18 protein-coding genes are annotated in these 24,401 nt (G+C 48.1%); 11 read left to right on the plus strand and 7 right to left on the minus strand.

From position 1 onward, the window contains the following. Positions 1 to 13: 13 nt before the first annotated feature. Positions 14 to 751: a response regulator gene (locus tag L4174_RS20285; protein WP_248142068.1), complete on the minus strand. Its 738-nt coding sequence runs from the start codon at positions 749 to 751 to the stop codon at positions 14 to 16. Positions 752 to 1,212: 461 nt separating this feature from the next. Between L4174_RS20285 and L4174_RS20290 the strand changes: the two genes are divergently transcribed. Beyond that, positions 1,213 to 3,528, plus strand: a complete 2,316-nt coding sequence (locus L4174_RS20290) for an FdhF/YdeP family oxidoreductase (RefSeq protein ID WP_248142067.1) — start codon at positions 1,213 to 1,215, stop codon at positions 3,526 to 3,528. A gap of 84 nt (positions 3,529 to 3,612) precedes the next feature. Here the strand turns inward: L4174_RS20290 and L4174_RS20295 are convergent, their stop codons facing one another. Together L4174_RS20295 and ptsG are read right to left on the minus strand one after the other, a co-directional pair. Next, entirely contained in the window at positions 3,613 to 4,530 is a 918-nt protein-coding gene (locus tag L4174_RS20295) for a PIG-L family deacetylase (protein ID WP_248142066.1), read from the minus strand. A gap of 64 nt (positions 4,531 to 4,594) precedes the next feature. Next, complete coding sequence (gene ptsG, locus L4174_RS20300) at positions 4,595 to 6,037, minus strand: glucose-specific PTS transporter subunit IIBC (RefSeq protein WP_248142065.1); 1,443 nt, start codon at positions 6,035 to 6,037, stop codon at positions 4,595 to 4,597. A gap of 226 nt (positions 6,038 to 6,263) precedes the next feature. Between ptsG and L4174_RS20305 the strand changes: the two genes are divergently transcribed. The 8 genes from L4174_RS20305 to L4174_RS20335 all read left to right on the plus strand — a co-directional run bounded on the left by L4174_RS20305 (position 6,264) and on the right by L4174_RS20335 (position 14,473). After that, on the plus strand, positions 6,264 to 6,962 hold the full coding sequence (locus L4174_RS20305) for a response regulator (RefSeq protein ID WP_248142064.1): 699 nt from the start codon (positions 6,264 to 6,266) through the stop codon (positions 6,960 to 6,962). A 12-nt stretch (positions 6,963 to 6,974) separates the two neighbouring features. Next, a complete protein-coding gene (locus L4174_RS20310; RefSeq protein WP_248142063.1) occupies positions 6,975 to 8,420 on the plus strand; it encodes an ATP-binding protein in 1,446 nt (481 codons plus the stop codon). Then, positions 8,417 to 9,682 carry an ABC transporter substrate-binding protein gene (locus L4174_RS20315; protein ID WP_248142062.1) on the plus strand — a complete coding sequence of 422 codons (1,266 nt, stop codon included), beginning with the start codon at positions 8,417 to 8,419 and terminating at the stop codon, positions 9,680 to 9,682. Before L4174_RS20310 ends, L4174_RS20315 begins: the two co-directional genes overlap by 4 nt. A gap of 503 nt (positions 9,683 to 10,185) precedes the next feature. Further along, positions 10,186 to 10,494 carry a helix-turn-helix domain-containing protein gene (locus L4174_RS24150; RefSeq protein WP_371929444.1) on the plus strand — a complete coding sequence of 103 codons (309 nt, stop codon included), beginning with the start codon at positions 10,186 to 10,188 and terminating at the stop codon, positions 10,492 to 10,494. Between the two features lie 218 nt (positions 10,495 to 10,712). After that, positions 10,713 to 12,725 carry a PatA/PatG family cyanobactin maturation protease gene (locus L4174_RS20320; RefSeq protein ID WP_254589135.1) on the plus strand — a complete coding sequence of 671 codons (2,013 nt, stop codon included), beginning with the start codon at positions 10,713 to 10,715 and terminating at the stop codon, positions 12,723 to 12,725. A gap of 98 nt (positions 12,726 to 12,823) precedes the next feature. Next, positions 12,824 to 12,973: a hypothetical protein gene (locus L4174_RS20325; protein ID WP_248142061.1), complete on the plus strand. Its 150-nt coding sequence runs from the start codon at positions 12,824 to 12,826 to the stop codon at positions 12,971 to 12,973. Between the two features lie 84 nt (positions 12,974 to 13,057). Beyond that, entirely contained in the window at positions 13,058 to 13,546 is a 489-nt protein-coding gene (locus tag L4174_RS20330; protein WP_248142060.1) for a putative adhesin, read from the plus strand. Between the two features lie 168 nt (positions 13,547 to 13,714). Beyond that, entirely contained in the window at positions 13,715 to 14,473 is a 759-nt protein-coding gene (locus L4174_RS20335) for a hypothetical protein (protein WP_248142059.1), read from the plus strand. A 28-nt stretch (positions 14,474 to 14,501) separates the two neighbouring features. Here the strand turns inward: L4174_RS20335 and L4174_RS20340 are convergent, their stop codons facing one another. Further along, positions 14,502 to 15,497 carry a S9 family peptidase gene (locus tag L4174_RS20340; protein WP_248142058.1) on the minus strand — a complete coding sequence of 332 codons (996 nt, stop codon included), beginning with the start codon at positions 15,495 to 15,497 and terminating at the stop codon, positions 14,502 to 14,504. 637 nt (positions 15,498 to 16,134) lie between these two features. Between L4174_RS20340 and L4174_RS20345 the strand changes: the two genes are divergently transcribed. Both L4174_RS20345 and L4174_RS20350 read left to right on the plus strand, forming a co-directional pair. Continuing rightward, complete coding sequence (locus L4174_RS20345; protein WP_248142057.1) at positions 16,135 to 16,479, plus strand: cupin domain-containing protein; 345 nt, start codon at positions 16,135 to 16,137, stop codon at positions 16,477 to 16,479. 221 nt (positions 16,480 to 16,700) lie between these two features. Beyond that, the gene (locus L4174_RS20350; protein ID WP_248142056.1) at positions 16,701 to 17,537 is read left to right on the plus strand and encodes a hypothetical protein; all 837 of its coding nucleotides are present in this window, start codon (positions 16,701 to 16,703) and stop codon (positions 17,535 to 17,537) included. 148 nt (positions 17,538 to 17,685) lie between these two features. On the opposite strand, the gene L4174_RS20355 is transcribed toward L4174_RS20350, so the two are convergent. Genes L4174_RS20355 through L4174_RS20365 form a run of 3 tightly spaced genes read right to left on the minus strand, consistent with a single transcriptional unit; the run spans position 17,686 to position 24,355 of the window. Beyond that, positions 17,686 to 18,771, minus strand: a complete 1,086-nt coding sequence (locus L4174_RS20355) for a toxic anion resistance protein (RefSeq protein ID WP_248142055.1) — start codon at positions 18,769 to 18,771, stop codon at positions 17,686 to 17,688. After that, a complete protein-coding gene (locus L4174_RS20360; RefSeq protein WP_248142054.1) occupies positions 18,768 to 19,487 on the minus strand; it encodes a phospholipase D-like domain-containing protein in 720 nt (239 codons plus the stop codon). Before L4174_RS20360 ends, L4174_RS20355 begins: the two co-directional genes overlap by 4 nt. Further along, the gene (locus L4174_RS20365; protein ID WP_248142053.1) at positions 19,484 to 24,355 is read right to left on the minus strand and encodes a DNA repair ATPase; all 4,872 of its coding nucleotides are present in this window, start codon (positions 24,353 to 24,355) and stop codon (positions 19,484 to 19,486) included. The genes L4174_RS20360 and L4174_RS20365 overlap by 4 nt, the downstream gene beginning before the upstream one ends. Between the last annotated feature and the right edge of the window lie 46 nt (positions 24,356 to 24,401).

A 24,401-nucleotide genomic window follows, 5' to 3' on the forward strand; every position in this document is an offset into this window, starting at 1 on the left:
ACCCGCGAACCGGTCAGTCCTTCGATTCGTAGCTGACTTCTGCGTTAAACAGATACCCATTCCCGCGAACCGTTTTGATCAGACGCTGCTGACGTCCTTTATCACCAAGACGCTGACGCAAACGACTGAGCTGCACATCCACCGCACGTTCTGATGGCTGCGCATCCCGCCCACGGGTGGCATAAAAGATGGTATCGCGATCCAGCACTTCGTTCGGACGACTCAGGAACAGTAACAGCACAGCATAATCACTGTTGGTCATCTCATAACGGCGCTGGGTATTGATGTCTTCCAGAGATTGAGAAGCCGTCTCCAGCCGCCAGTGATCAAAGAGAAAAGCTTTCGGTAATGGCTGACTGGGTTCCTGCTGGGTCTCTGACGGTTTCACCCTGCGCATCAGCGCTTTAATTCTCGCCATGAGCTGCCTCGGGCTGAAGGGCTTCGCGATATAGTCATCCGCTCCCAGTTCCAGGCCCACAATCTGATCCATTTCATCAGACACCGCCGTCAGCATAATAATGGGCACGTCAGAGGTTTTACGGACATGCTGGCACAGTGAAAAACCATCCTCACCCGGCAACATAATATCCAGCAGAATCAGATCCGGCTCGCTGATGGTCATTTCCCGTTTCATGGCAATCCCATCTTCCGCAGTGACCACCTGAAAACCCTGCTTGGTCAGATATTCGTCCAACAGTTCGCGAATCTCCTGATCATCATCAACGACCAGGACCAGCTTGTTCGCAATCATTCTGCTTTTCCTCTCTGCCAGCCCTTTCTTTTCGGCAAAGGCCAGCCTTTCTAATCAATATCGTGAAACCCGTAAGATACCAGACTCAGGCTGAAAACGCTTGAGGTTCAGTGTAACGTCCGCGTAACAGTCAGATGAAGACAGAGGCATGATGCAACCGCCTGCTACCACTGAACTTGCAAGTGCGCAGCGCTACTAATCTCACATTTTTTGTGGGGAATATTACATTTTTATCACGCCTGCCGTAATACTATAGAGAGCCGTGTAAAACCATGCCGCCTGAAAAACCAGCAAGCGCGCACAGAAAACTGGCATCCTGCAGGGGATAACTGCACACTAATCCGATTGTCTTTCCCCTGACCGGCGTCTACAGCCGTCAGGAAGCCAAAGTTTTTTCTCGATCCCGGCAATCAACGTCTTGCCAGACACACGCCTGATACACACAAGGATGATGAATCACCATGACCGTAAAAAAATACAAAAGCTCCGCCGGTGGATGGGGGGCACTTGCCAGTACAACCCGTCATCTGGTGAAAAGTGAGAACATCACCCGAAATATCCGCAACTTACTGAAAACGAACCAAGAACATGGTTTTGACTGCCCGGGCTGTGCTTGGGGGGAAACCGAAGAACAGGGGCGTTTCAGGTTCTGCGAAAACGGTGCCAAAGCCGTAAACTGGGAAGCAACCAGTCGTCGGGTCACCCCGGAGTTTTTTGCCCAGTATCCGGTCGGCTGGCTGCAGCAACAGAGCGATTACTTTCTGGAATATCAGGGCCGCCTGAGCCACCCCGTACGATACAACCCCAAGACAGATCACTATGAAGCGATCCGTTGGGATGAAGCTTTTGCTCTGATCGCAAGTCATTTGCATGCACTGGATAACCCAAATCAGGCCGAATTCTACACCTCAGGACGAGCCAGCAACGAAGCGGCGTTTCTCTACCAGCTTTTTGTCCGGGCCTATGGCACCAATAACTTTCCGGACTGTTCAAACATGTGCCATGAAGCCAGTGGCGTCGCACTGAAACAAAGTATCGGCATCGGCAAAGGTACAGTAAAAATCGAAGACTTTGATAAAGCTGACGCTATCTTTGTCTTTGGGCAGAATCCCGGCACAAATCATCCCCGAATGCTGGATACTCTGCGTAAGGCCTCTCGACGCGGCGCCGCAATTGTGACCTTCAATACCCTCAAAGAGCGCGGTCTTGAGCGATTCACAAACCCGCAATCTCCTGCTGAAATGCTGACCGGTGGCGCAACCGCCATCAGCAGTCACTATTTTACGCCAAAACTGGGCGGTGACATGGCGGTGGTCAGGGGCATGGTCAAAGCCCTCATTGCCATGGATAAAACCGAGACCGCTGCAGGAAAAGATTCTATTTTCGATCATGATTTTATCCGGGCGCATACGACAGGATTAGACAGCTACCTGAGCGAAGTGGAAGCAACAGACTGGTCTCTCATTACGGAACAGGCGGGACTGAACCAACAGGATCTTGAATACGCTGCAACACTATATCGCCACTCTCAACGCGTGATCATCACCTGGGCGATGGGCATTACACAACACAAGCACTCTGTCAGCACCATTCAGGAAATCACCAACCTGCAATTACTCTTTGGTCAGTTAGGCAAACCGGGGGCCGGACTTTGCCCGGTCCGCGGCCACAGCAACGTACAGGGTGACCGGACCATGGGCATCCATGAAAAACCGGCACCGGCATTCACCCAGGCGCTTGAAAAACGGTTCGGCTTCACTCCCCCATCAGAACAGGGTCACAATACTGTTCATGCCATCAAGGCAATGCTGGCCGGAGAAAGTAAAGTCTTTATCGGATTAGGAGGCAACTTTGCTTCAGCGACACCAGACACCCGTCTCACCCAGCAGGCACTGGCAAGTTGCGCGCTCACGGTGAATATTGCCACCAAACTCAACCGTACCCACCTGATCACCGGTCAAGACAGTCTGATCCTGCCCTGCCTGGGACGAACGGATATCGACCTTCAGGAAAACGGACCGCAATCGGTCACGGTTGAAGATTCTTTCAGTATGGTCCATGCCTCCGGCGGTGTCGTTGAAAGTGACATCGCTGAAATGCGCTCTGAGCCTGCAATCATTGCCGGTATCGCCAAAGCCACACTGGGGAATCACCCGGTTGACTGGGACTGGCTGATCGAAGACTACGACCGGATACGTGATCTGATTGCCGACGTCATTCCCGGATTCAGTGAGATGAACCTCAAACTGAAACAGCCCGGCGGTTTTTATCTGGGTAACAGTGCTGCAGAGCGAATCTGGCACACGGATTCCCAAAAAGCGGAGTTCAGAACGCATCCGCTCCCCGACCACCTGCTCCCGGCCAATTTACGTCAACTCAGCGATGATCCGGTTTTCGTTCTTCAGACCGTTCGCTCTCACGACCAGTACAACACGACAATTTATGGTTTTGAAGACAGGTATCGCGGGATTTCAGGCGAACGTAAGATCCTGATGATGAATGCATCAGACATCGAGGCAATAGGCTTAAAACCGGGGGACAGAGTCGACGTGACTTCGTTGTCTGCCGATGGCATCCAGCGTCAGGTCGAAGGGTTCAAACTTATCAGCTATGACATCCCGGCTGGCAATATCGCCGCATATTTCCCGGAAACTAACCCGCTGGTGGCACTGGACAGTAAAGGCGACTTGAGTGATACCCCGATTTCGAAAGCCATTCCTGTCGTGCTTACGCCTAGTCAGGTTGACGATGAACGAATCGATCTGGCTCCTTATTAATCCGGACAATGAATCAACCGGGAAGTATCTTACTTCCCGGTTCGCAGAGAAAACGAATGTGTTCGGGGGAAATGAACAGATCCGCTACTGCAAATTACAGAATGCAGCCTGACACTTCGCATGGGGCTGTAGTGCGCTGTATGTCGATTTATCCCATTTATAAATGGTTTCATAATCTGTGCTTTCGAGTGGCGGGATATAGCCTGTGTCGTACTGACTCAGATAATATTCCTTAAACATCTCGATCTTATGCTGTTTATCTATCCAGAAAGTCATGGAGGTCAGAGCATTCGCCGGCAGCCGGGCCTGGATACTATTCACTTCATCCATTGCATTTTCCGGATTCGCTCCCGTGTATGGCTGATCTTCACCGAAATAGATCTGACATTTTGCTTCATTCCCCAAATCATGCGCTGCTTTCATCACGGCTTCACGCACAATGAAGTGATCAATATGACTGCCGTTTGCCAACAGAACAAATGCGGCACAGTTCTCTTGCTTCAATACTGGTGTGACATCAGCGGCAATGCGCTCATAAACGGCAATCTCATCCTGACGGAAGTCCGCAAATGTTCCTGCCGGCCCCCCACCAGCCGTGACAGAGCCTTCATATTTCCGCAATGGCGCATCATAGAAGCCAGCCGTTTTGTACCGAAAGTTATCCCACTGTCCGAACATTTTTATGTGGGCCCCGAAATCTTCACTGTTCCGCATCGTTGAAACATCAAATACACGTTTATTGGTCAGCTCATTCAGATGGTTCGTTGTGTAATTTGACAGAGAGAAAAACACTTCAGTGACATTGTTTTTTTGATCCAGTGTTCCTTCTTTGGATAATTTATTGATCAGACCGCCGAAGGTCAGCAGAATATCGTCCGGGTGCGGACTCAGAAAATAGAGTTTTTCCTGATTCACATCCAATGGTGCAGCCTGTACCAACGACGGAGAAAACACAGCCGCAGCCAAAATGCCCGCCATCATTGAACGCTTCGAAAAATGCATGAGTCATTCCTTTTCTTCAATAAACACAAATGAAACCGGACGGTTCTCACCGCCCGGTCCCGGATTAATTTGAAGCGACGAGAACCGCCTTCATTTCGGTCTTAATATTGTCTGATTGCGTCCCGAAAATAGCCTGCAGATTATCTCCGACCACCAGTACTTCACGGGCACCCAACTGTTTAATTTTGGGAATATCAGCCTGTTTGATATCCAGCAACGTCACGCGCAGACGTGTAATGCAGGCATCGACATTCTTGATATTCTCTTTGCTGCCCAGAGCCTGAATCAGATTCTGCGCAAGCTCAGTGCCAATTTCAGACAGGCTGCTGACTTCATCAGCTTCACTTTCACGTCCCGGTGTCATCAAATTGAGTTTGGCTATCAGTACGCGGAAAATGCTGTAGTACATCAGTGCCCACAAAGGACCAATCACAATAAACAACCAGGCGTTTTGCGACAGTGGGAAATAAAGCAGGAAGTCGATCGCACCATGTGCAAAAGTCACACTATGATGAATATCCAGCGCGGTCACCAATGCAAACCCCAGCCCCGTCAGGATACAGTGAATCACATATAAAACCGGTGCGGCGAACAGAAAGGAAAACTCCATCGGCTCCGTGATCCCTGTCAGCCAGGAAGTCAGCGCTGCAGAAGCCATAATCCCGCCAATCAGGGCACGCTTTTCAGGACGGGCTGAATGATAGATTGCCAGACCAACAGCAGGCAGCGCCCACATAGAGTACAGATAACCACCCGCCAGATTTCCCGCCGTCGGATCACCTGCCAGATAACGTTGAATTTCACCTTTAATGAGTTTGCCAGTCGCCGGATCAACATACTCTCCCACTTCAAAGAAGAAAGGAACGTTCCAGATATGGTGCAGACCAAACGGGATCAGGGAACGTTCAACCAGACCATAAATCCCGAACGCGGTTGTCGGACTCTGGTATGCCGCCCAGTGCGAGAAGCTGTCAATTGCGCTGCCGATTGGCGGCCACACATAACTCAGTAAAATCCCGAGGAAAATAGCGCTGATACCGGTGATAATTGGGACAAAACGTTTACCGGCAAAGAAGCCCAGATACTCGGGTAACTTGATATTGTGGAAACGATTAAAGAGATAAGCGGCCACAGCACCGATCATGATCCCGCCGAATACCCCGGTATTCAGGCTCGGAATCCCGATGATTGTTGCAGGTTCAATGCCGTGCAATTTTGCCATGACTCCCATGGTGGCTGTCATAATGGCAAAACCGACCGTTGCAGCAAGCCCTGCAGCGCCGTCATTATCTGATAATCCCAGTGCGACACCGATAGCAAAAATCAGTGCCAGATTACTGAATACCGCGTCACCAGACATGGCCATAATGTTTGAGACCAACTCCGGCAACCAGGCAAAATTGGCTGACCCAATCCCAAGCAATAATCCCGCGACCGGAAGCACGGCAACTGGCAGCATCAGAGATCTGCCAATCCGTTGTAAGAGTCCAAAAGTACTGTTTATCATTTTTTTATGTCCTTCTTGATATTTTCGTAGAGGTACATAACTAACTTAATGAAAACAAGCGGACTGAAGGTTACAAAAGCCTATGAGTTTGTAAGTAGCCTGTTACATACCCAAGTTGAGGTACGTATGAGTTTTGAGCTATAGCTGTGGTTTTCCATGTTGAAATGATGTATCAGATACACAAATGGAATAAGCAACGCGGTCAGGTATGAAGAACACCAGAGAAATGAAGACGATTCTCGTCGTGGACGATAATCAGGAACTCAGGGATGCACTCACTGAATACCTTGGTCGCTCAGAGTTTCATGTACTGACTGCCTGCGATGGCGAAGAGATGTGGGCACACTTCAATCAGGCCGAACCGAATCTGATCATTCTCGATATTATGATGCCGGGAGATGACGGGCTAACCCTCTGCGGTCAGATCCGGAAGCGTTCCAATGTGCCGATTATCATGCTGACCGCTGTGACCGATGAAGTGGATCGGATTGCCGGTCTTGAAATCGGAGCTGATGATTACATCACCAAAACATTCAGCCCGAGAGAACTGCTGGCGCGAATCAAAGCCTTGCTGCGCCGGACTCAGGTCACACACGGAGAAGCCGCATCGCACCATCTGGTACAGTTTTCCGGCTGGACCTGTGACCTGATAAAACGTCGTTTAATCAGCAAAGAGGGCGAAATCATTCCGCTCTCCGGGGCTGACTTCAACCTGATCAGCCTGATGCTGGAAAAGCCGAATCAGTTACTCAGCCGTGACAATATTGCCCGCTGTATCTGGGGAAGGGATGCCGAACCGTTTGAACGGGGGATCGACGTCCAGATCAGCCGCCTGAGAAAACATCTGCATGATGATGACCGGTCTTTGATTCTGACCGTCAGAAACAAAGGCTACATGCTGGCCAGTGATGTGATAACGGTGTAATTGATTCTCCTCATGAAGCTGACTTCTCTATCATCTCTTTTTTCTTCCATCACTTTTCGTATTGGTGCAACGCTGCTCATCGTTATCGTGATTGCGGAACTGATCGCCGGACTGATCTGGTATCAGTCCGGTGCAAAAAAAGAAGCCGAAAACCTGCAGAAAACCATGACAAGTCTGATGTCGAATGCCGCAGACACCTATAACTATTTCCATGCGCTGCCCGTGAATTATCGCTACCTGATCCTGAACCAGATACGTGAAATGGGCGGTACGCGCTTTTTTATCTCGATTAACCAGCGGAAATTACCCGTCACCCTCCCAACAGCAAATGACCGGACTGAACTGCTGCTTTCAACCGCGCATGATGTACTGGGTCAAAAGATAAACCACGCAGAGCAAATCGATATCGCTTTAAGCCGGCGCCAGGACCTGAGGGTCTTCAATTCCGGAATCAAACTGGATGCTCTCCCGGAAATCTGGGCCAGTTACAGCCTGGCTCTTGGAGACATGGACTTACCCATTGTCGTGATGCAAATCCAGATGTCTGAGCAGGAATGGTTTTATCTGGCAGCCACCTTACCTGTCCCTTTTTCATCGCTGTCGCCCCAGTTTATCGACCAGAAACAGCTCATGTTCCTGGGTGTCTCTTCACTGCTGTTGGTCCTTTGTACGGTCTGGCTGCTGCGAATGGAAATCCGGCCAATTCGCAGGCTGGCTAAAGCCGCAACCCTGATGGGTGGACAGCTCTATGTCGAAGAGGTTGATGAGGAAGGCAGTAAAGAGACACGGGCAGCCGTCCGTGCTTTTAACAAAATGAACCGGCGGGTTCGTGCTTATATTCGTGACCGGGAAATGTTGTTCGGTGCCATTTCTCACGACCTGAAGACACCGCTGGCCTGTCTGAAGCTGCGCACAGAAATGCTGGATGATGAACAGGCTAAAGTACGATTTGAAAAAATTCTCGATGAGTTCGACCTGATGCTGAAAGGTGCGTTGCAATGTATCCGGGATACCGATATCCATGAGGAACCAGAATGGATCGATATGACTCAGATGCTCGAACAATGTGCCAGCTATTACAACCGCAACGAGCCCAAAGTCCATTTGTTTACCAATGAGCCAATTCATTTTTTGGGTAAGCCTCTGGCAATCAAGCGATGTTTATACAACATCGTCGATAATGCAGTGAAATATGGCAAAAAAGTAGATATTCAGCTGGAATATTCAGAAAAAGACATCCAGATTCAGTTCAGAGACTATGGTCCGGGACTCGATAAGAAATGGTCAGAAAAAGTATTCGAACCTTACTTTCGCGTCAATCCGCAAGATGAGCTGGGTTCCGGCCTGGGGTTGACGATATCACGCAGTATTGCACGAAGTCACGGTGGTGACCTGACATTACAAAACCATCCTGCGCAGGGGCTAGTCGTGCTAATCCGATTGACGAGAGACACATGAAACGATTCCTTCTTTTCTGCATCTGTGCATTGACGCTGCCAGTTTCTGCCTCAGAACCAGCTTCATCACCAACGTCATCGATGAAAGAAATCGAATTTTTGCACTGGTGGACCGCCAAAGGTGAAGTTGCTGCCTTCAATCTGGTCAGAGAAGCACTGGATAATGCAGGTGTCCATATTTTGGATCTGCCCGTCCCGGGTGGCGGTGGAGATACAGCCATGTCTATCCTGCAGGCACGTGCTATCGCGGGAACGCCGCCAGATCTGGTCCAGCTGGAGGGGCCTTCCATTCAATCCTGGGCGGCGCTGGGTTTTCTCCATCAATTAGATAAGGTTGCAGCAGACGGCAACTGGCAGGAAAACCTCTTACCTATTGCCCGGGATGTCAATCAGTATCAGGGACACTATGTGGCCATACCGATCACAGTCCATCGCCTGAACTGGATGTGGATTAACCGTAAGGTTCTCCGGACATACGGACTGGCTATTCCCACCACCTGGGATGAACTCATTGATGTTTTCGCCCGCCTGAAGAAACAAGGTGTAGAGCCGCTGGCTCTGGGTAAGGAACAGTGGCAAATTGCATTGCTGTTTGAAAATCTGGCCTTTGGCTACGGCGGTGCCGATTATTACCAGCGTGCCTTTATCAACATGGACCCCGAAGCGCTTAACAGTCAGATAACCTATGACATTCTGGCGAGATTCAGAGCCATCAGCCAACTCGTCAAACCCGGGATGTCACACATGCGCTGGGACGAAGGTACTCAATTACTGATTGAAGGTGAGCGGGCATTTCAGATTTCCGGGGACTGGGTGCTGGGCGAACTGCTTGCCGGAAAAGTGAGTATTCCGGACGCGATCGGATGTTACCCCACCCCATCGAAACAAACGGGCTTTATTTACAATATGGACAGCTTTGCCCTATTTGACAGCCCGCGGACCCATCCGGAGACAGCTAAGATTGTCAGTCAGACATTGTCTTCCCCTGCCTTCCTGAAAGCCTTCAACAAAGTGAAAGGGTCCATTCCTGCAAGGAAAGATATTACATTAGATGGCTTTAACCGCTGTTCTGTGAAAGCAAAAGCAGACATGCTTACCGCTTCCCAAACCGGCCAATTGATCCCAAGTATTGTTGATTCCATGGCGGTCAGCCCACTGGTACAACAGGCGACATCCAGTGAAATTCTTCGTTTTTTTAATGATGACAATATGAAGCCTGAAGACTTTATTCTTCATTTGCAAAATATTCCGCGGGGGGGATGAAAAATAATCGATGTTCATTGAACGGTTTTTCAAAGATTGAAAATCCTCCCATTACCAAAGCACTCACATATAAACTATCAGTCCCCAAGTGATCAGCCATGCTTTCAGATATCGTATTGTCTGCATGACATTGGCAGAGCTCCCATCCAGAAATTGATTCCAGTAAAAATGACTCTCGTGAGATCACTCTAAGAACGTGTATTGAAACCTGTGAAGCAGAATTCATTGAACTACATATACTGTTGTATTCAAAATATACAAACTCTCCGTTCGAAATCACATGGAATCTTCATTCAAGGGAAACAAGTGAGCATTCAAGCCCTCCTAATTCTTGCTCTCCTTGTGCCCCTCAAATCACCATTCCAACCCAAAACCAAAAAGGAAAATAATCATGTCGAATCATGGAAATCTAATTAACACATCACTCATTAAAGCAATGCGATTAAAAAAAAGGGTTAAGTCAAGAAGATCTGGTCAATGAAAGTCTGGAGCGCCATTGTTATATATCGATCGCAACGCTCAAACGGATAGAGTCAGGACAGAAGGCATCCAATACAACACTGAAAAAACTCGCGAAATTCTTTCAAGTAAAAACGGACGACCTGCTCCTTCCTGTCGCTCCTCATGCTGAGGTCAATTTTCCCAAATGGCAGAGCACCACCATTCACTGGAAGCCAAGTTTGACCCAGAAGAGTGACGAATCCCTGCAGCCGCTCAGCCATGCCTGCTTAACACTTTATTTATTGCTTCAAGAATCAGAAGAGCATCCGTCAATGAAAGAAATGTTCACCCATCACTCACCTTCAAACTGATACCAAAGCGATACGGCATACCAAAAAAAATTTAAGTATCTTTACTTACAAGTTCAGGAAATTCATTGCATATCAGGCAAGGAATAACATCTGAACTTGAATAACACGACAGATTTTTAAACACAGAAAAATCTCTGATATCCGACGTTACAGCTTGTTTTTTTATGTATGGATGAAGTTCAGAGACTGACTGAATAATAAACCGATTGGAGTCTTCAATGGTTATGGAATCAGCAGTCGAGCAGGAACTTGTCTCTGTTCTCGAGCAATTAAAAACTGCAGGTAAACACGGCGCGGGGATAAATGTGGCTGTCATTGATGGTGCAATTCAACATAACCATCCGATGCTCACTCATCTTTCAATCCAGCAAGCTGGAGAGGTTCAGCAAGCACAGACAAAGCATGGCACTGCTGTCTGTAGCTTAATTGCTGGGCAGGGAGTCGGCTTGGCAACCGATCTGAATATCATAAGTTTTCCCGTTTTCCATGAAGACAATGAAGGGAATATCAGCGGTTGTTCAGAGCGAATACTCGCGAAAGCAATCACACAAGCATGTCACTATCAGTGCGACATCATTAACATCAGCGGCGCATCACTTTCGCTCAATGGTCGCGGAACGGACGAATTACGTAAAGCAATCAAATTATGCCAAGACGCTGGTGTTCTTGTGGTTGCTGCGGTGGGAAATGAAGGACAGAACACGGAAAGCATACCCGCATCTCTCGATTCCGTGCTTGCCGTGGGTGCGTGTGATCGCGAAGGAATACCGGCCATTTTTAATAATCATGGCCAACGTCTAGTCAAGAAGATGTTACTGGCGCCCGGTGTGCTCATGCCTGTGGCGACTCCTGATAACCAAATTACCAGTGTGAGTGGCAGCAGCTTTGCGACGCCAATCGTCTCAGGCATCTGCGCTTTACTCATCAACGCACTCCATTTAGATAGATGTGCATCAGACACCCCAGAACGGTTACGCAAAATTCTGTTTGAAACTGCCTCATTCATGTATGTGAACAGCCCAAACCGTTCCGGCGTTGTCGTACATCGAATCAATCTTTCTGCTTTGTTAAGACACGTTGTGCGCAAAACAAATCACTCAAATCTGAAACCACCACCCAAAAGGACGAATGCCATGTCAAACCACGAACCCTCAACACATGCTGTTGAACCCAACCCAATGCAGTCGGCTGAATGTAGGCCACAAGTGGCTGATGATATCAGTGACCTTGAACCGGGGCTCATTGATACCCTTGAATCAAGCGTGCAGGATGAACCAGAGATAAGTTCGGCAGAACTGTCATCGGGGAACCTTTCTGGCTATGAAACATGTGAGCCAGCCGCGCTGAAATTACCCCGGATCGCTGATCCAGCGGCAAACCGCTATGTACACGGAGAACCCAGACCTGTCAGGGCACAAGCCATTAAAGATGCCCGTGAAATTCAGGGGGCAGAGAAAGTCTTCCTGATTGGCACCATTGGATACGATTTTGGGACAGAGGCCCGTCTGGATTACTTCACTCAAGTGATGGGCAATAAAGATTCACATCCGTTTGATCCGGAGTGTATGGCGCAACACCTGAACACAGGCGATAACGCAGAACAGTCAAATGCGCTGATTTGGACGCTGAAAATTGATGGGATACCGGTTTATGCCATTGACCCGGACAGTGAATTTGCTGTGCTGCAATATGCCCGTTTAGTCAGCTTTTTACATGAACAGGAAACTGCCGGTGTGGAGCGTGTTTCTATCGCAGGTGTCGTGACCGGAGAAACCCGACTGTTTAATGGTCATGTCATTCCTAAGGTCTCCCCTGTCCTGCGAGGCATGTTCAATTGGAAATCCGAAACATTAGCAGAACTGGTCATGGGCGAGACGAAAGATACAGCCAAAACGGCTGAAATGACCAATTTCCTCAACCGGATCTATTACGAGCTGCGTAACCGGGGGCTCAATTCACAGGAACGTGCAATCAATTATGCAGCCACAAATGCATATCAGATGAAAGAAATTTTCGATGATGCCTTCGAAGAGAATCTGTTCCTAAATCGCATCAGCGCTGAACAGAGCCCTGTCAGTCGGCCGGAATCAGATTGCTGGGATGTCATTCTGGAATTCTTTAACCCGAAAGAGCGCTTAACCGCAGCGCGGAAACTCTATCGCTATACCGTGGATGTCAGCGACGTGATACCTGTCACCATCGGAACTTTACGGACCTGGCACGCCTATTAATTTCGTGCCGGTCAACAGAATTGCTGCCAGGTTGTTTCGCAGCATATCCCTGAGGCTGCGCCTCAAAATAAAACTGTAAATCTCAATAGGAGAATATTATGAAACTTCCAACTCAAGCACAAAGCGTTGACCGTTCAAATCGTATTGCACAAGCCAAAGCTGCGGGTGTCAACCCTGCATTTTGGGGAAGCGTACGGAACGTACTGAAAAAAGCAGGTCAAGCCGCTCTGCAAGGTGTACTGAGCTAAATCAGTACAACGCGCGGCTGAACCAGTCGCGCGTTTTTCCAAACATATTCTTAATCACTTACAGCAATACTTGAGGAAAATGTCATGTCGAAAATAATTGTCTTCAGTGGACATGGAATGTGGCCGCTTGGCAGTGATGCCTTTGTTCAAGTGCCCGCAGGATGTCATTTTAAGTTTTATACTCTCAACGCCAAACTAATGTCTGATGCATTTGGGGGAGAGTTGGATCAAGGTCGAATTAAAGGTTTGGAACCGGAACAAGAAGCTAAACAATATACGCATATTCCTAATATGCGACTCTATCCGCCTGAAGGTTTGAACATACGTGCGCCAAACTCTACAACCTGGCATCAGATTAAATACAATGACCCAGTACCGGCTGATGACCTCAACATTCAGGTCACAGTTGACAGTGTTTATTCAGATGGTGTTAATCTCACTACTTTGTTTGAATATCTCTCTCCAGCTATACATCAAGCTAAAGAAGTGATCTTTATCTGGGCTGCCTGCCGTGAAGTTAATCTATCCGACAGTGGTGGGAAAGAAATAGGTGTCAATATTACCCAAAAATAAGTAATCAAAAAGAAACAGGCTCATTGATGATTCATCCAGAGAAAGCAATGAGCCTGTTCTTTAATTACTATGCAGAATTAAATTATGATATTCCTTTGATATGTGGCAATTGAATACTTTATATAAAATACGGATAACCAACTTATGTAAAAAACGTCCGGAGGCATTGTGTATACATCAGCGTTCGTTGGACCTTGGGTTCAAGGTGGAAGAGCTTTTCATACAGCCCTTAAAATGTATTGGAGACAAGATAGAATGATCCGTTCAACAGGACGATCAATCTTTGAAGAACAATGGACAAACTTCGTCGATTGCATCTGTCATGAACCAGGAAAAGATCTGTTTTTGGCTGCCTCTTTAACAACACCTGTTTTTCTGGAACTGATTCATCATGCGATGGATAGAGAGTTAAACCCAAACAGAAACTTATATGAAGGGTATGTCTGGCATGACATTCAGTCACATTTCGAAGCAGAGAAAGACCGTGATATTCATTCGGTGAAACAAGAATTAGAGTCCTCCATCATCACCCAGGAAAATGCATTCCGGAAAGTCGTGAGAGAAACGGTCCTCTCAGATACCCATGAATTTCACGCTTGGTATACCATATCAGTGAGACGTTTTTTTGATGATTTATTTCACGCCTATCAAGCTGATTCTGTAGCTGAACCAGTCGTTGCTAGAGATTCAGCCGTGTTGATAAATTATGAACATGACTTTGCGACAATAAAAAATTTATGCACCTTGATAATCATTCTGTTTTTTGTGGATATGATATCCCCCGCAGTTGAAATTGCTTTTAACCTTTTTCAGGATGAAACCGTAAATACACCGGTGCTGGATGAAATCTTTGCTACAGGAACAACGGCTGTCATCGGTGCGATCGTCTGGGGATTAAAAGGGTTAACCGGACATCATCGCTCATAAAACAAATATCCAACATCACATTGATTTTTCAATCTCGTTCAATACTGGACACAGGCAATGCGTTCAGCCAGGTCAATAGCGTTGGCAGCACATCAGGTGCCATTGCGTCCTGTTCCATCCACATCAGCTTGATCCACTGCAACAAGCCAAACTGCTGCGAATGAAAGGTGTCCGCTTTGAGTAAACCATGACTGGCATTTTTGATCAGCTGCGTTGTTACCCAGGGGTTCGGATGCACTTGCCACCAGCGATATTCTGACCGGGCATCAACATTGAGGTCTTGATCTCCCCAAAGCAACAGGGTCGGAATAGCAATGTGCGGATAATCTGCCACAGCGTTCGATTGAAAATTACGCAGCACGAATGAATACCGTTCCTTCGAAAGATCACCCTCCCCGACAACAGACTGATAATGCAGAAAAGAAGGCTGAGTGCGCAATAATGCAATCTCTTTGTCGTAATCAGCTAAACCCGCCTTAAGCGTTTCCGAAGATGCTCCGGTGATTGCCAGTCTTGTTCTGGCGTAATACCTTCCCTGAGCGATCCAGTCAGATGCGAAACCAATACCGATCATGAAGCCAAAGTCAGAGGGCTGTTTTGCCAGTTCAGGGAGCACCCAGCCCGCCTGACTGAAACCGACCAATCCGGTCTGTTTTGATGTAAAACCATATTTATCTTGAACAGCTTTTGCGGCAGCCCGAACTTCGGACTGACGATCGGACATTGACTGATTCAGCCAGCGTCCAGTCGATTTTCCCACACCGGGTTTATCCCAGCTAAAAATAGCAAAGCCCTTCTCCCTCAGAGGTTGCCAGAAAATGGCATAATACCCATCGGCGTCATAAGTCATCGCGCCATCACCATGGACAAAAAGCAGTACAGCCTTTGCATGCTGGCCATTCAAAGGCGCCAGATATTGCCCGGAGAGCTGATGCCCAGTATGCAGAAATACCACTTCTTCTGACGCAATGGCGCACCAAGACCAAGTCCAAAGACAAAACAGGAACAAGCAACGTTGAAACATGGATAACTCCTTTTTCAACCATCCAGGATAATCATGTGGAAGAATGCACCCTAATTTTAAACGTTTGAGTTTACACTTCGTCTGTTAAAAAAAGTGCAGGTACATCAAGAAAGAATACATTGCGCGAAATATCTGCCTTCATCAATAAAGAGTGAGAAATAGGACTCAAAACACTAAAACTAAGTCTATCGCTATCAGTTGTCAGTTGTCAGTTGTCAGTTGTCAGGATATCCAAAAGTCTATCGCCTTCTATCGGGACATCCTCAGCTTTTCCGCCAACACAGATTTGGGCAGCGCACAGGGCAACCTCAAACTCAATATTGGTCACGGGACTTGCCTGGAACTTTTTCCTTTCGAGAATTATCAGTCTGAAAATCAGGGGACAATCGCACATTTTTCGATAGAAGCGCAATCATTAAAAAATTCCATCTGTTTTTTACAGTCCAAAGAGGTAAAGATATTGAGAGGTCGAGTTTAAGTAAAACATAATAATGGTACAACAATCAGAAAAGTTCTTTTTATCTCAGGTTCTGATGGCGAAGGAATTGAACTGATTGAAAGATTCATCTAAATTCAATTCAACTGCTTATTAAATGATGAGCGCAATCAAAAGCAATTTCAGCCCAGAGGGAAGACCATGAGATATATAATTCTGCTTTTGATGCTGTCATTGCCAACTTTCAGCGACTCGGCATCCGAATCTGACCATAAAGAAATCCTGTTAGAAAATGACCGTGTACAGGTTGTACGTCTGACCTACCCGCCCGCGACTGAATCCGGCATGCATACACACCGCTATCCAAACCGGACCGTCTACGTCCTGAAAGGTGGCTTGCTTGAACTCAGCTCATCCGGTTCAGCAAAACCAGCCAAAACACTACAAATTAAAGAAGGTATGACCTTATTTGCTCAGGCTGAAACGCATAATGTGAAAAATGTGGGTTCAACTGAAATTGTGCTTCTTGAAACAGAGTTAAAATAATTTATCTCCTTTCAGAAGAAGAACACTTGAAAAACTTCGAACAATTTTTACACCTGAAATAAAGAGCACCCGTATCAAGAAAGCAGCAACGCAATTGTTGCTGGTTTCTCATCGCATTCAAATTTATGCATTGTTCTGCAAATGCAGCCATTCATTAAAGCATCAGATTTTTCTGTCGCCTATTCAACTACATCAGAAAGCCAAATGCATTTGAACAATCAATGAACACTTCCATTTTCGTCTTCATCACACTCATCCCTCTCGGTATCATCGCTTACGTATGGATAAAGACCACCACATATCTCAGAACTGAACATATAAAAAAATATCGTTTCCCGCCGCCACTCAAAGCAAAGGTAAAAGCCTGTTACCCGCACCTTTCAGATGACGAAATAGAGCTCGTATTTGAAGCACTTCGAGATTATTTTCTGATTTGTTCTCAAACACCCCTGAAAGCGATTTCTATGCCTTCTAAAATTGTCGATGTTGCCTGGCATGAGTTCATTTTAGCAACCAAAACCTACCACCACTTTTGCCAGAAATCTTTTGGCCGTTACTTCCACCACTCGCCCGACTGGGAAAGCAATACAACAGCCTCCCGAAGATTAAGAAATGAACAAAGCTGGCGATTCATTTGTCTCCACGAGCAAATCAGCCCTGGATATCCACGGGAAATGCCACTGCTGTTTTCAATTGATGAACAACTGAACATAGAAGATGGGTTTTGTTATCACCACAGCCCAAGGAAAAGATCCATCCATGTCAACACCATTGACTCTGCCAATGAGGACGGGTGGTTTCTCTATTGTAAAACGCCCCTCTGCTCCGAGGATGACGGCGATGGGTCAGAAGGCGACGATGATGACGATAACTACGATGATTGCAATGACAGCAGTAGTCACAACGATACAGACAACGACTATCGCAATGGGTCTGATACCAATGACAATTATCATTACACCAGTGGATTTGACAGTGACAGCAGCAGCCAAAGCTGCAGCGGTGGTGGTGGTGGTGGCTGTAGTAGTTGTAGCAGCTGTAGTTCGGGTGGGGATTGAATGTTCAGCTGACAATTGTTATCGATCTTGACACATCAGAAAACAAAGTGATTTGCAATCACCACCGCCATAGATGGTGGTTGAAAGATAACAACAAAAACGGCAGCCAATCGCTGCCGTTTTTCTTTATTTGATTTCACTATTGCACTCAGTTTTCCAACGTCTGCTGCAACGCCAGTTTCAGTTCCTGCTCCGCCTTTGCAATCACTTTTTCGGCTTGTTCACGTTGCTGACGACCTTCTTTCACTCGAGACAAGGTATTGTTCAGTGTTTCAATCGTCAGTTGGTTCACGGCCTGCAAAGATTCAAGATCCAGAATGCCACGCTGGTAGTTCTCTGCAATCTGCTCTTCCAGTATTTTCAGACCCTCAGCATTTTTCACGTACTGTTTATTGGTGTAATCCTTCACAGCACGGGTCACTTTCAGGGCTTTTTCTTTCTCATAATTCGAAATCGCGATCAGGAACTGACGTTTCCACAGTGGGAAGGTGTTATGGACGATATCCTGGATATCTTCCATCAGCATTTTATTCCCTTCCTGCGACAAACGAATCTGCGGTGCGGTTTGGACAGCAGCCATCCGGGTCAGCGCCAGATTGTGTACGCGCTTTTCCAAACGGGCGACAGCCTGACTGGCATCCCGGTACTTCTGAGCTGCCAGTGCATCTCCTGACTGCTCTGAAGCAGTCAGGAGTTCAGGCAATACGTCAGTTTTTAACTGATCCAGCTTGTATTGTCCGGCAGCAATGTATTGCTCCAGCCCTTTCAGCAAATCCAGATTATTATCATAGAGCCCATCGAGCTGACTGATATCATGCGCCAGTTTCACTTCCTGCGCTTCCAGTTGCTGAGACAACTGCTCCAACTGTTGCTTCACAGAATCAAAACTTCGGGAAAACTTCTTAAATGAATCAAAAAGCTCTCCAATCAGCGGTAAATTCGCCAAAAAGCTGTTGCCTTTCAGCTGATCAAACGCTGCACTGTCCATCGATTCCACCATGGACTGCAGAATTTCACCCGCATCGCCCGTATCCCGGACACGAATCTGTTCCAGCACGTGATCAGAAAACGCGGTGATCTTTTCCAGTGCTTCCTTACCAAAAGTAATGGTCGCCACCGAATCAAACGGATCAAACCGCTCTGCTAACGCCACAATGTCCGGTGTCAGTTCAGCTGGTCCATTTTCCTGCAATTGTTCCGTCGTTTGCTTCACTGGCTCCACAAGATGACTCATGCCCTTCCTCCTTGGGTTGGCTGATGAGAGGGGAAACGCTGCCACAGTTGATCAAACTGTTCCTCAAATGCCGTTAAAAAGCGGCGATCGTCGGTCAGCGTGATATCTTCCTGATTATATCTGGACGCGCTTCGTGTCCAGTTGAAGCTTCCGTTAATCAGGCGCATCCCATCAAACACAGCAAATTTATGATGCATATGATACGCCGTCGTATCAATTTTGACCGGAACGCCTTTACGGGCAAGATAATCAATATCACTGCCGGCGTCATTGACCTTGTCGTTATCCGTGATGATCCGCACCTTTACCCCACGATCATGAGCAGCGAGAATATGTTTGGTCAGTTCATCATCGGCAATAGTGAATACACAAATATCCACTTTGCTTCTGACTTGTCTGAGCTGCTCAATAATGCCGGCAGCACAGGCACGTCCGGGAGAAAACCAGCTGGTTGCCACCTCTGCAATCGCCGAATTTCGAGTGTTATCAAGCACTTTTACAACACGTTCAAGCCAGCGGAGGACAGAAAGGGACGAAGTCCCTTCCTGAATGGCTTGCTGGGCCAGTTTAAAGCTCTGATTCCGAAGGTAAGCGCGATCGTCATCCGACAGACCGGCTTCCATCAGAGAAACCTGCAACTCACGACGTTCGTTGTCGTCTAAACGACCATCCTGTAATGAGTCACTTAACCAGTCGAGCCATTGTTGCTGATTCATTCCAGATCCTCCAGCCTGACCGGCTGAGCAAAACGCGCGATATGCTGATTCAGCATCGCCAGTTGCTGAACAACCTGACCGGCGCGGTCACTGTCATCACCCATCATTTGTTTCCGCTGATAGGTCTGCTTGATTTCATCCCAGCGAGCCATTTGTGCATCGGTCATATTGCCGCGCAACTCAGCCAGTTTCAGCAGGTTTTCTTCAGTCCCGTTTGCCAGCGTCTGTGCTTCACCCTGGTAGTGATCCTGCAGCAGGGTATTGAGCTCTTCATCCGTCATCACAGAAGAAACTTTCTCAGCCAGTTTATTCATGTTCCGGTAAGAACCCTGCAGTTTAAACGAAGGTTCGACACGGTACTGATCCGCAGTCGCCGCTGAAAGAATGTACTGCTGATTCACTTTCAGTACCGTCTGCTGAACCTGCATCAGTTTCTGCAGGGTTGCGACAATTTCGTTGGCTTCCGTGGAAGAATACGAGTGCGACATATCACTGAGCGCAACACCGTCACCCTGTGCCATCTTCACGAAACGATACAGATCATTCAGATCGCGGGTCGCGAGAGGTGCCAGGACCGGGTTAGATGTAAGTGAGTTCTCAATGAAGCTGAGTTCGAAGGCAGACTGCTGATCCGACAGCATATCACCCAGGTTGTAGATATCTGCACGGTTTGCCAGCATATCCGGAATCCGGAATGCTTCACCGGTTTCGGTATACGGGTTCCCTGCCATCACAACCGCGAACTTCTTACCGCGCATGTCGTAGGTTTTCGTCTTACCCTGCCAGGTCCCTTCAATCCGTCGGGTACCGTCACAAAGTGAGATAAATTTCTGGAGCAGCTCCGGGTTGGTATGCTGGATATCATCAAGATACAGCAGCACGTTATTCCCCATTTCCAGCGCCAGGTTAATTTTCTCAATCTCACGGGCCGAGTTCTGATCCGGAGCGTCCGCCGGATCCAGCGACGTCACCTGATGGCCGATCGACGGGCCATTGATCTTCATGAAGACCAGACCCAGTTTATGGGCCACGTATTCAATCAGCGTCGTCTTACCGTAACCCGGTGGTGAAATCAGCAGCAGCATCCCCATCAGGTCAGTCCGCTTCTTATCACCCACGGTGCCCATTTGCTTGGCAAAGTTATCACCAATCAGATGCAGATAGCTGTCGCTGATGAGTTTGTTCCGGACAAAAGATGTCAGCGGGCGCGGTTTGAATTCGCTCAGTCTGAACTGTTCTTTCGCCTGATTGAGCAAATGCGTCCGCTGGCTGAGATAGGCCTCAAACTGCGGCACAATCACACGACGGTGGTGCTCACAACGCTGAATGAAATCGTCCAGAACCAGTGTCAGCTTACCGCTTTCCAGGTTGTCATGTTCGCCCAGCAGAGCGCTAACTGAGCAAGCCAGTGAGAAATCCACACTGTTCAGCAGACGGCTTGAGTGGGTTTTACAGACCGCGATCGCTGCTGCTTCCACCACAAAGGCCTGACCATACTGCTTCTGTAGCGTATATGGACCCAGCCACTGCTGATGATCCACAAAAGCAACGTCCAGCGTATTTTCATCACCTTGCCAGCCCAGACTACGGCGGAACTGCAGATAATCTTCACACAGTTCATAAGCATCCTGGCTGACTTCAATCTGCACATCCGAACCGGACAGCAGTCGAATCAGGTAATCACTGCTTTCGAGCGCAGCGGGTCCCTGAACAGATTCTGCCAGCAGAACTTTCAGATCATTGAATGCGTCGGCGGCATTCAGGTGCTCTTTCAGCATCTGAGCATTTTTGGCCTTCAGCCCCCAGCTTTCGAGTACTGTCTCCGGCTGAGCGATCAGCCACAGTAAAGCATGCGCACGGGCTGCCTGACTGAAACGCAACAAACCAGCCTGCTCAAACGTCGGCAAAAGCTGCTGCAGAATCAAGGCTGCATCGTGGTCATGAATCCCTTTGACATAACCTTCTTTGTACCGAGGGGCTGCAAATCGCTGAACCATTGGCAGCAACTGCTTTTCTCTGCCCGCCTGATACAGGATCTCCAGAGACAGCTCAGCCTCTTTGTTCATCGCGCTGTATAGCATCAGGTAAGCCAGATACTCACCACGATAGACGACGTCACTTTCAGAAGACACATCCAGGCGTGCGATTTCTTGCAGCTTCAGAAATCCTTCATCCTCAATCGGCTGATAGAAATCCGTCCCGGAAATATGTGTACAAAGCCGCTTGTTATGTTCGACCAGACTTAAATCCAGTGCCTGCTGATTCACACTGAATTTATGACGACCCAGACGAAGGACTTTCCCGCCATCTTCAAAGATATCCTGATTATCCCGCAGGGCGCGCAGCGACTGATCCTGCAACGACTTCAGACGGGAATCCAGACTGTCGGCTTTGACGCTGTCACCCAAATCGCGAATGGACTGCGACAACTGGTGCAGCTTCAGCACCATGGCATCGGTTGCGAAATAACTGTTCAGCGATTTCACATCGTCAAAACGGGACACCCGTTTTTCAATACTGCCCATAGTGACATTGGCAGCCTGCAGCAGATTCTGGACCCGACGCTGCTGCGCGGCGATCAGTTGCTGCTTGTGGTTGTCCAGCGTGGACTGAATTTCATCACGTTTGGCGTAAATTTCAGCCAGGAACTGATCGAAATCGGCAAAACGTGATTCAAGCTTATCCAGCTGCCCCACCAGTTTTGCCAGCTGAGTATCGCATTCATCCGGCGTCGTCGCCTGCTCCATCGCACTGCTGACCGATTGACCCAACAGCTTGAACTGTGCACTGAATTCAGCCTGAGCTTCATCACTTTGCAGACTTTGCGATTTGTTCCGCAGTTTGGCGGACACCGCATTCAGCAGTGAAGAAACTTCCGTTGTCAGATCCAGAATCCGGGTTGACTGCGTCGGATCATCGGTTTCAATGTCCGTGACTTCTTCCGAAACCAGCTGTAAATCAGCGCGGAGCGTTTCAACCTGCTTTTGCAACGCCTGAATGTCAGCCGTTTTACTGACTGTCACCAGCGCTTCTTCGATTTCATGAATCTGCTGCTTGAACGGCTGGTACGCTTTTTCTTCCTGCAACAGCGACAACAAATGCTGATTGAGCTGCTCACGATGATGCTGCAATTGCTCCAGCATTTCATCGACACGTTCAGTGTCCATGTAATGCTGCTGACGCAGCGCCATGGTCGCACCGACCTGAGCTTTCACATCAGACAACAGACCTAACAGGACATTCGCCTGTTCTTTGGGTGCCAGTTTGATTTTCGCAATCAAATCCGTCACCACTTGCTGATGTTCTTCAAGGCTTTCTGATGCAAATTTTTGCATCTGCAGTACTTTGGCAAACTCATCAATGATTTTGTTTGCCGTATCCATCAGAACATTGATCACCTCACCCATGCCGAGCGCATAGTCATGGTTCAGCCAGTGATAATGATCCAGTGTGGTCTGACACTCTTTCAGCAGCACTTCAAATGCCACCTGAGTCACTTCTTCGGATTGCGCCAGCTGGCAAATAGACAGCACAGATGACAATGCGCGGACCAGCTCAGCGTTACCCAGATTAAACAGTGGACTGGAACCATCAGCAGAAGCATTCTGCGCAGTATAATATTCCGGTGTCGAGAATGGCGTATCCCAGATGCGCAGCGGGTGAATCGTCGACGCTTCCGCATTTTCTGACGCCTGGAATACCAGCATCCGGCCATCCGGATACAAACTGAAACCATGGCTTTCCAATGGCGCAGCAAACTTCTTCTCAATCATGTTGTAGGTAAAGCCAACATAGTGGCCTTCAAGCATATTGAAGAAGAAATAAAGGATGTCTTCACCATTGGGTGAAGCAATTTTCTGGAAGAACTTCAGATGCTGCCACGGCATGTCAAACTGCTTGCTCTCGCCGTTCGCCAGAACAAAACCATGGGAGTACAGCACACCATGATCTTCCGGCAGCGATTTCGCACTGTGACGCAATGCATCCGCGCGCGTGACCGACTGGTTGATCGGGTTATAAATGAAATAACGGGAATGCTTTTCACGGTTCGGGCGAATCTTCAGTGCAATCAGATCACCGATAAAGGCGTATTCGATCTGGGCATCGGCCACACTCTGGTGCGGATCCTCCACCACTTCACTGTAAATCCCCTTGCCGTCATCCGTGTTGTCTTCCACTTTAATGGTCAGATCGCCGCCGATACACTCCACAAAGAGCTTATCGCGAATCGACACATGCGGATGCGTGCCGGCAACGTGATCATTTCGTGTGGTCGCAATCCATTCGAAATCATGCTGCTGAACGCTTTCCAGTTGCTGATTCCCCAGCGAATCCAGGTATTCAACCGAATTTGCGTTCAGCTGGAAACGAAACACCTTCCGGTCTTCCGGCCGCATACCAATCTGGAACGCAATATACAGCATGCTTTCCTGGCGAGAGATCTGCGTCAGACGCGCATCACCGTAGTAAGTGAAGAGTTCAGTGAATTCGTGGAGAAAACGTGAATCGGTCAGGAAGCTGTTTTCGAGCGGCAGAGGTTCGATACGGAAGGTACCGTCCTGTTCATGCAGCTGATATAAGCCAAAGACATCTTGCAGGGACGGGGCTGATTTCAGGCCAAGGTGAACCTGATAACCGAAGAGCAGTTGCTGATTGACCTGTGCCATATCGATCGGAATCGAGCGGGCTTCGGTCTGAACATTCGCCTTGCCGACCAGCTGGCTTTCACGGCCGCCAAAAATAGCCTGACGATTTTGATTAAAGGTCTGCGAAAGGGATTTGAGCTGTTTGCCTTGCTGAAATAAACGGGATTTCAGTATTTCGTACGCCCCACCCTCGCTCACCGCTTGTTGAGTTGTTTCGGACATGCATTTACCTAATCAATCCCGCCTCGAACGAGGCGGGATCGCGTGG

This window comes from Photobacterium sp. CCB-ST2H9 (assembly GCF_023151555.2).
GTDB lineage: Bacteria > Pseudomonadota > Gammaproteobacteria > Enterobacterales > Vibrionaceae > Photobacterium.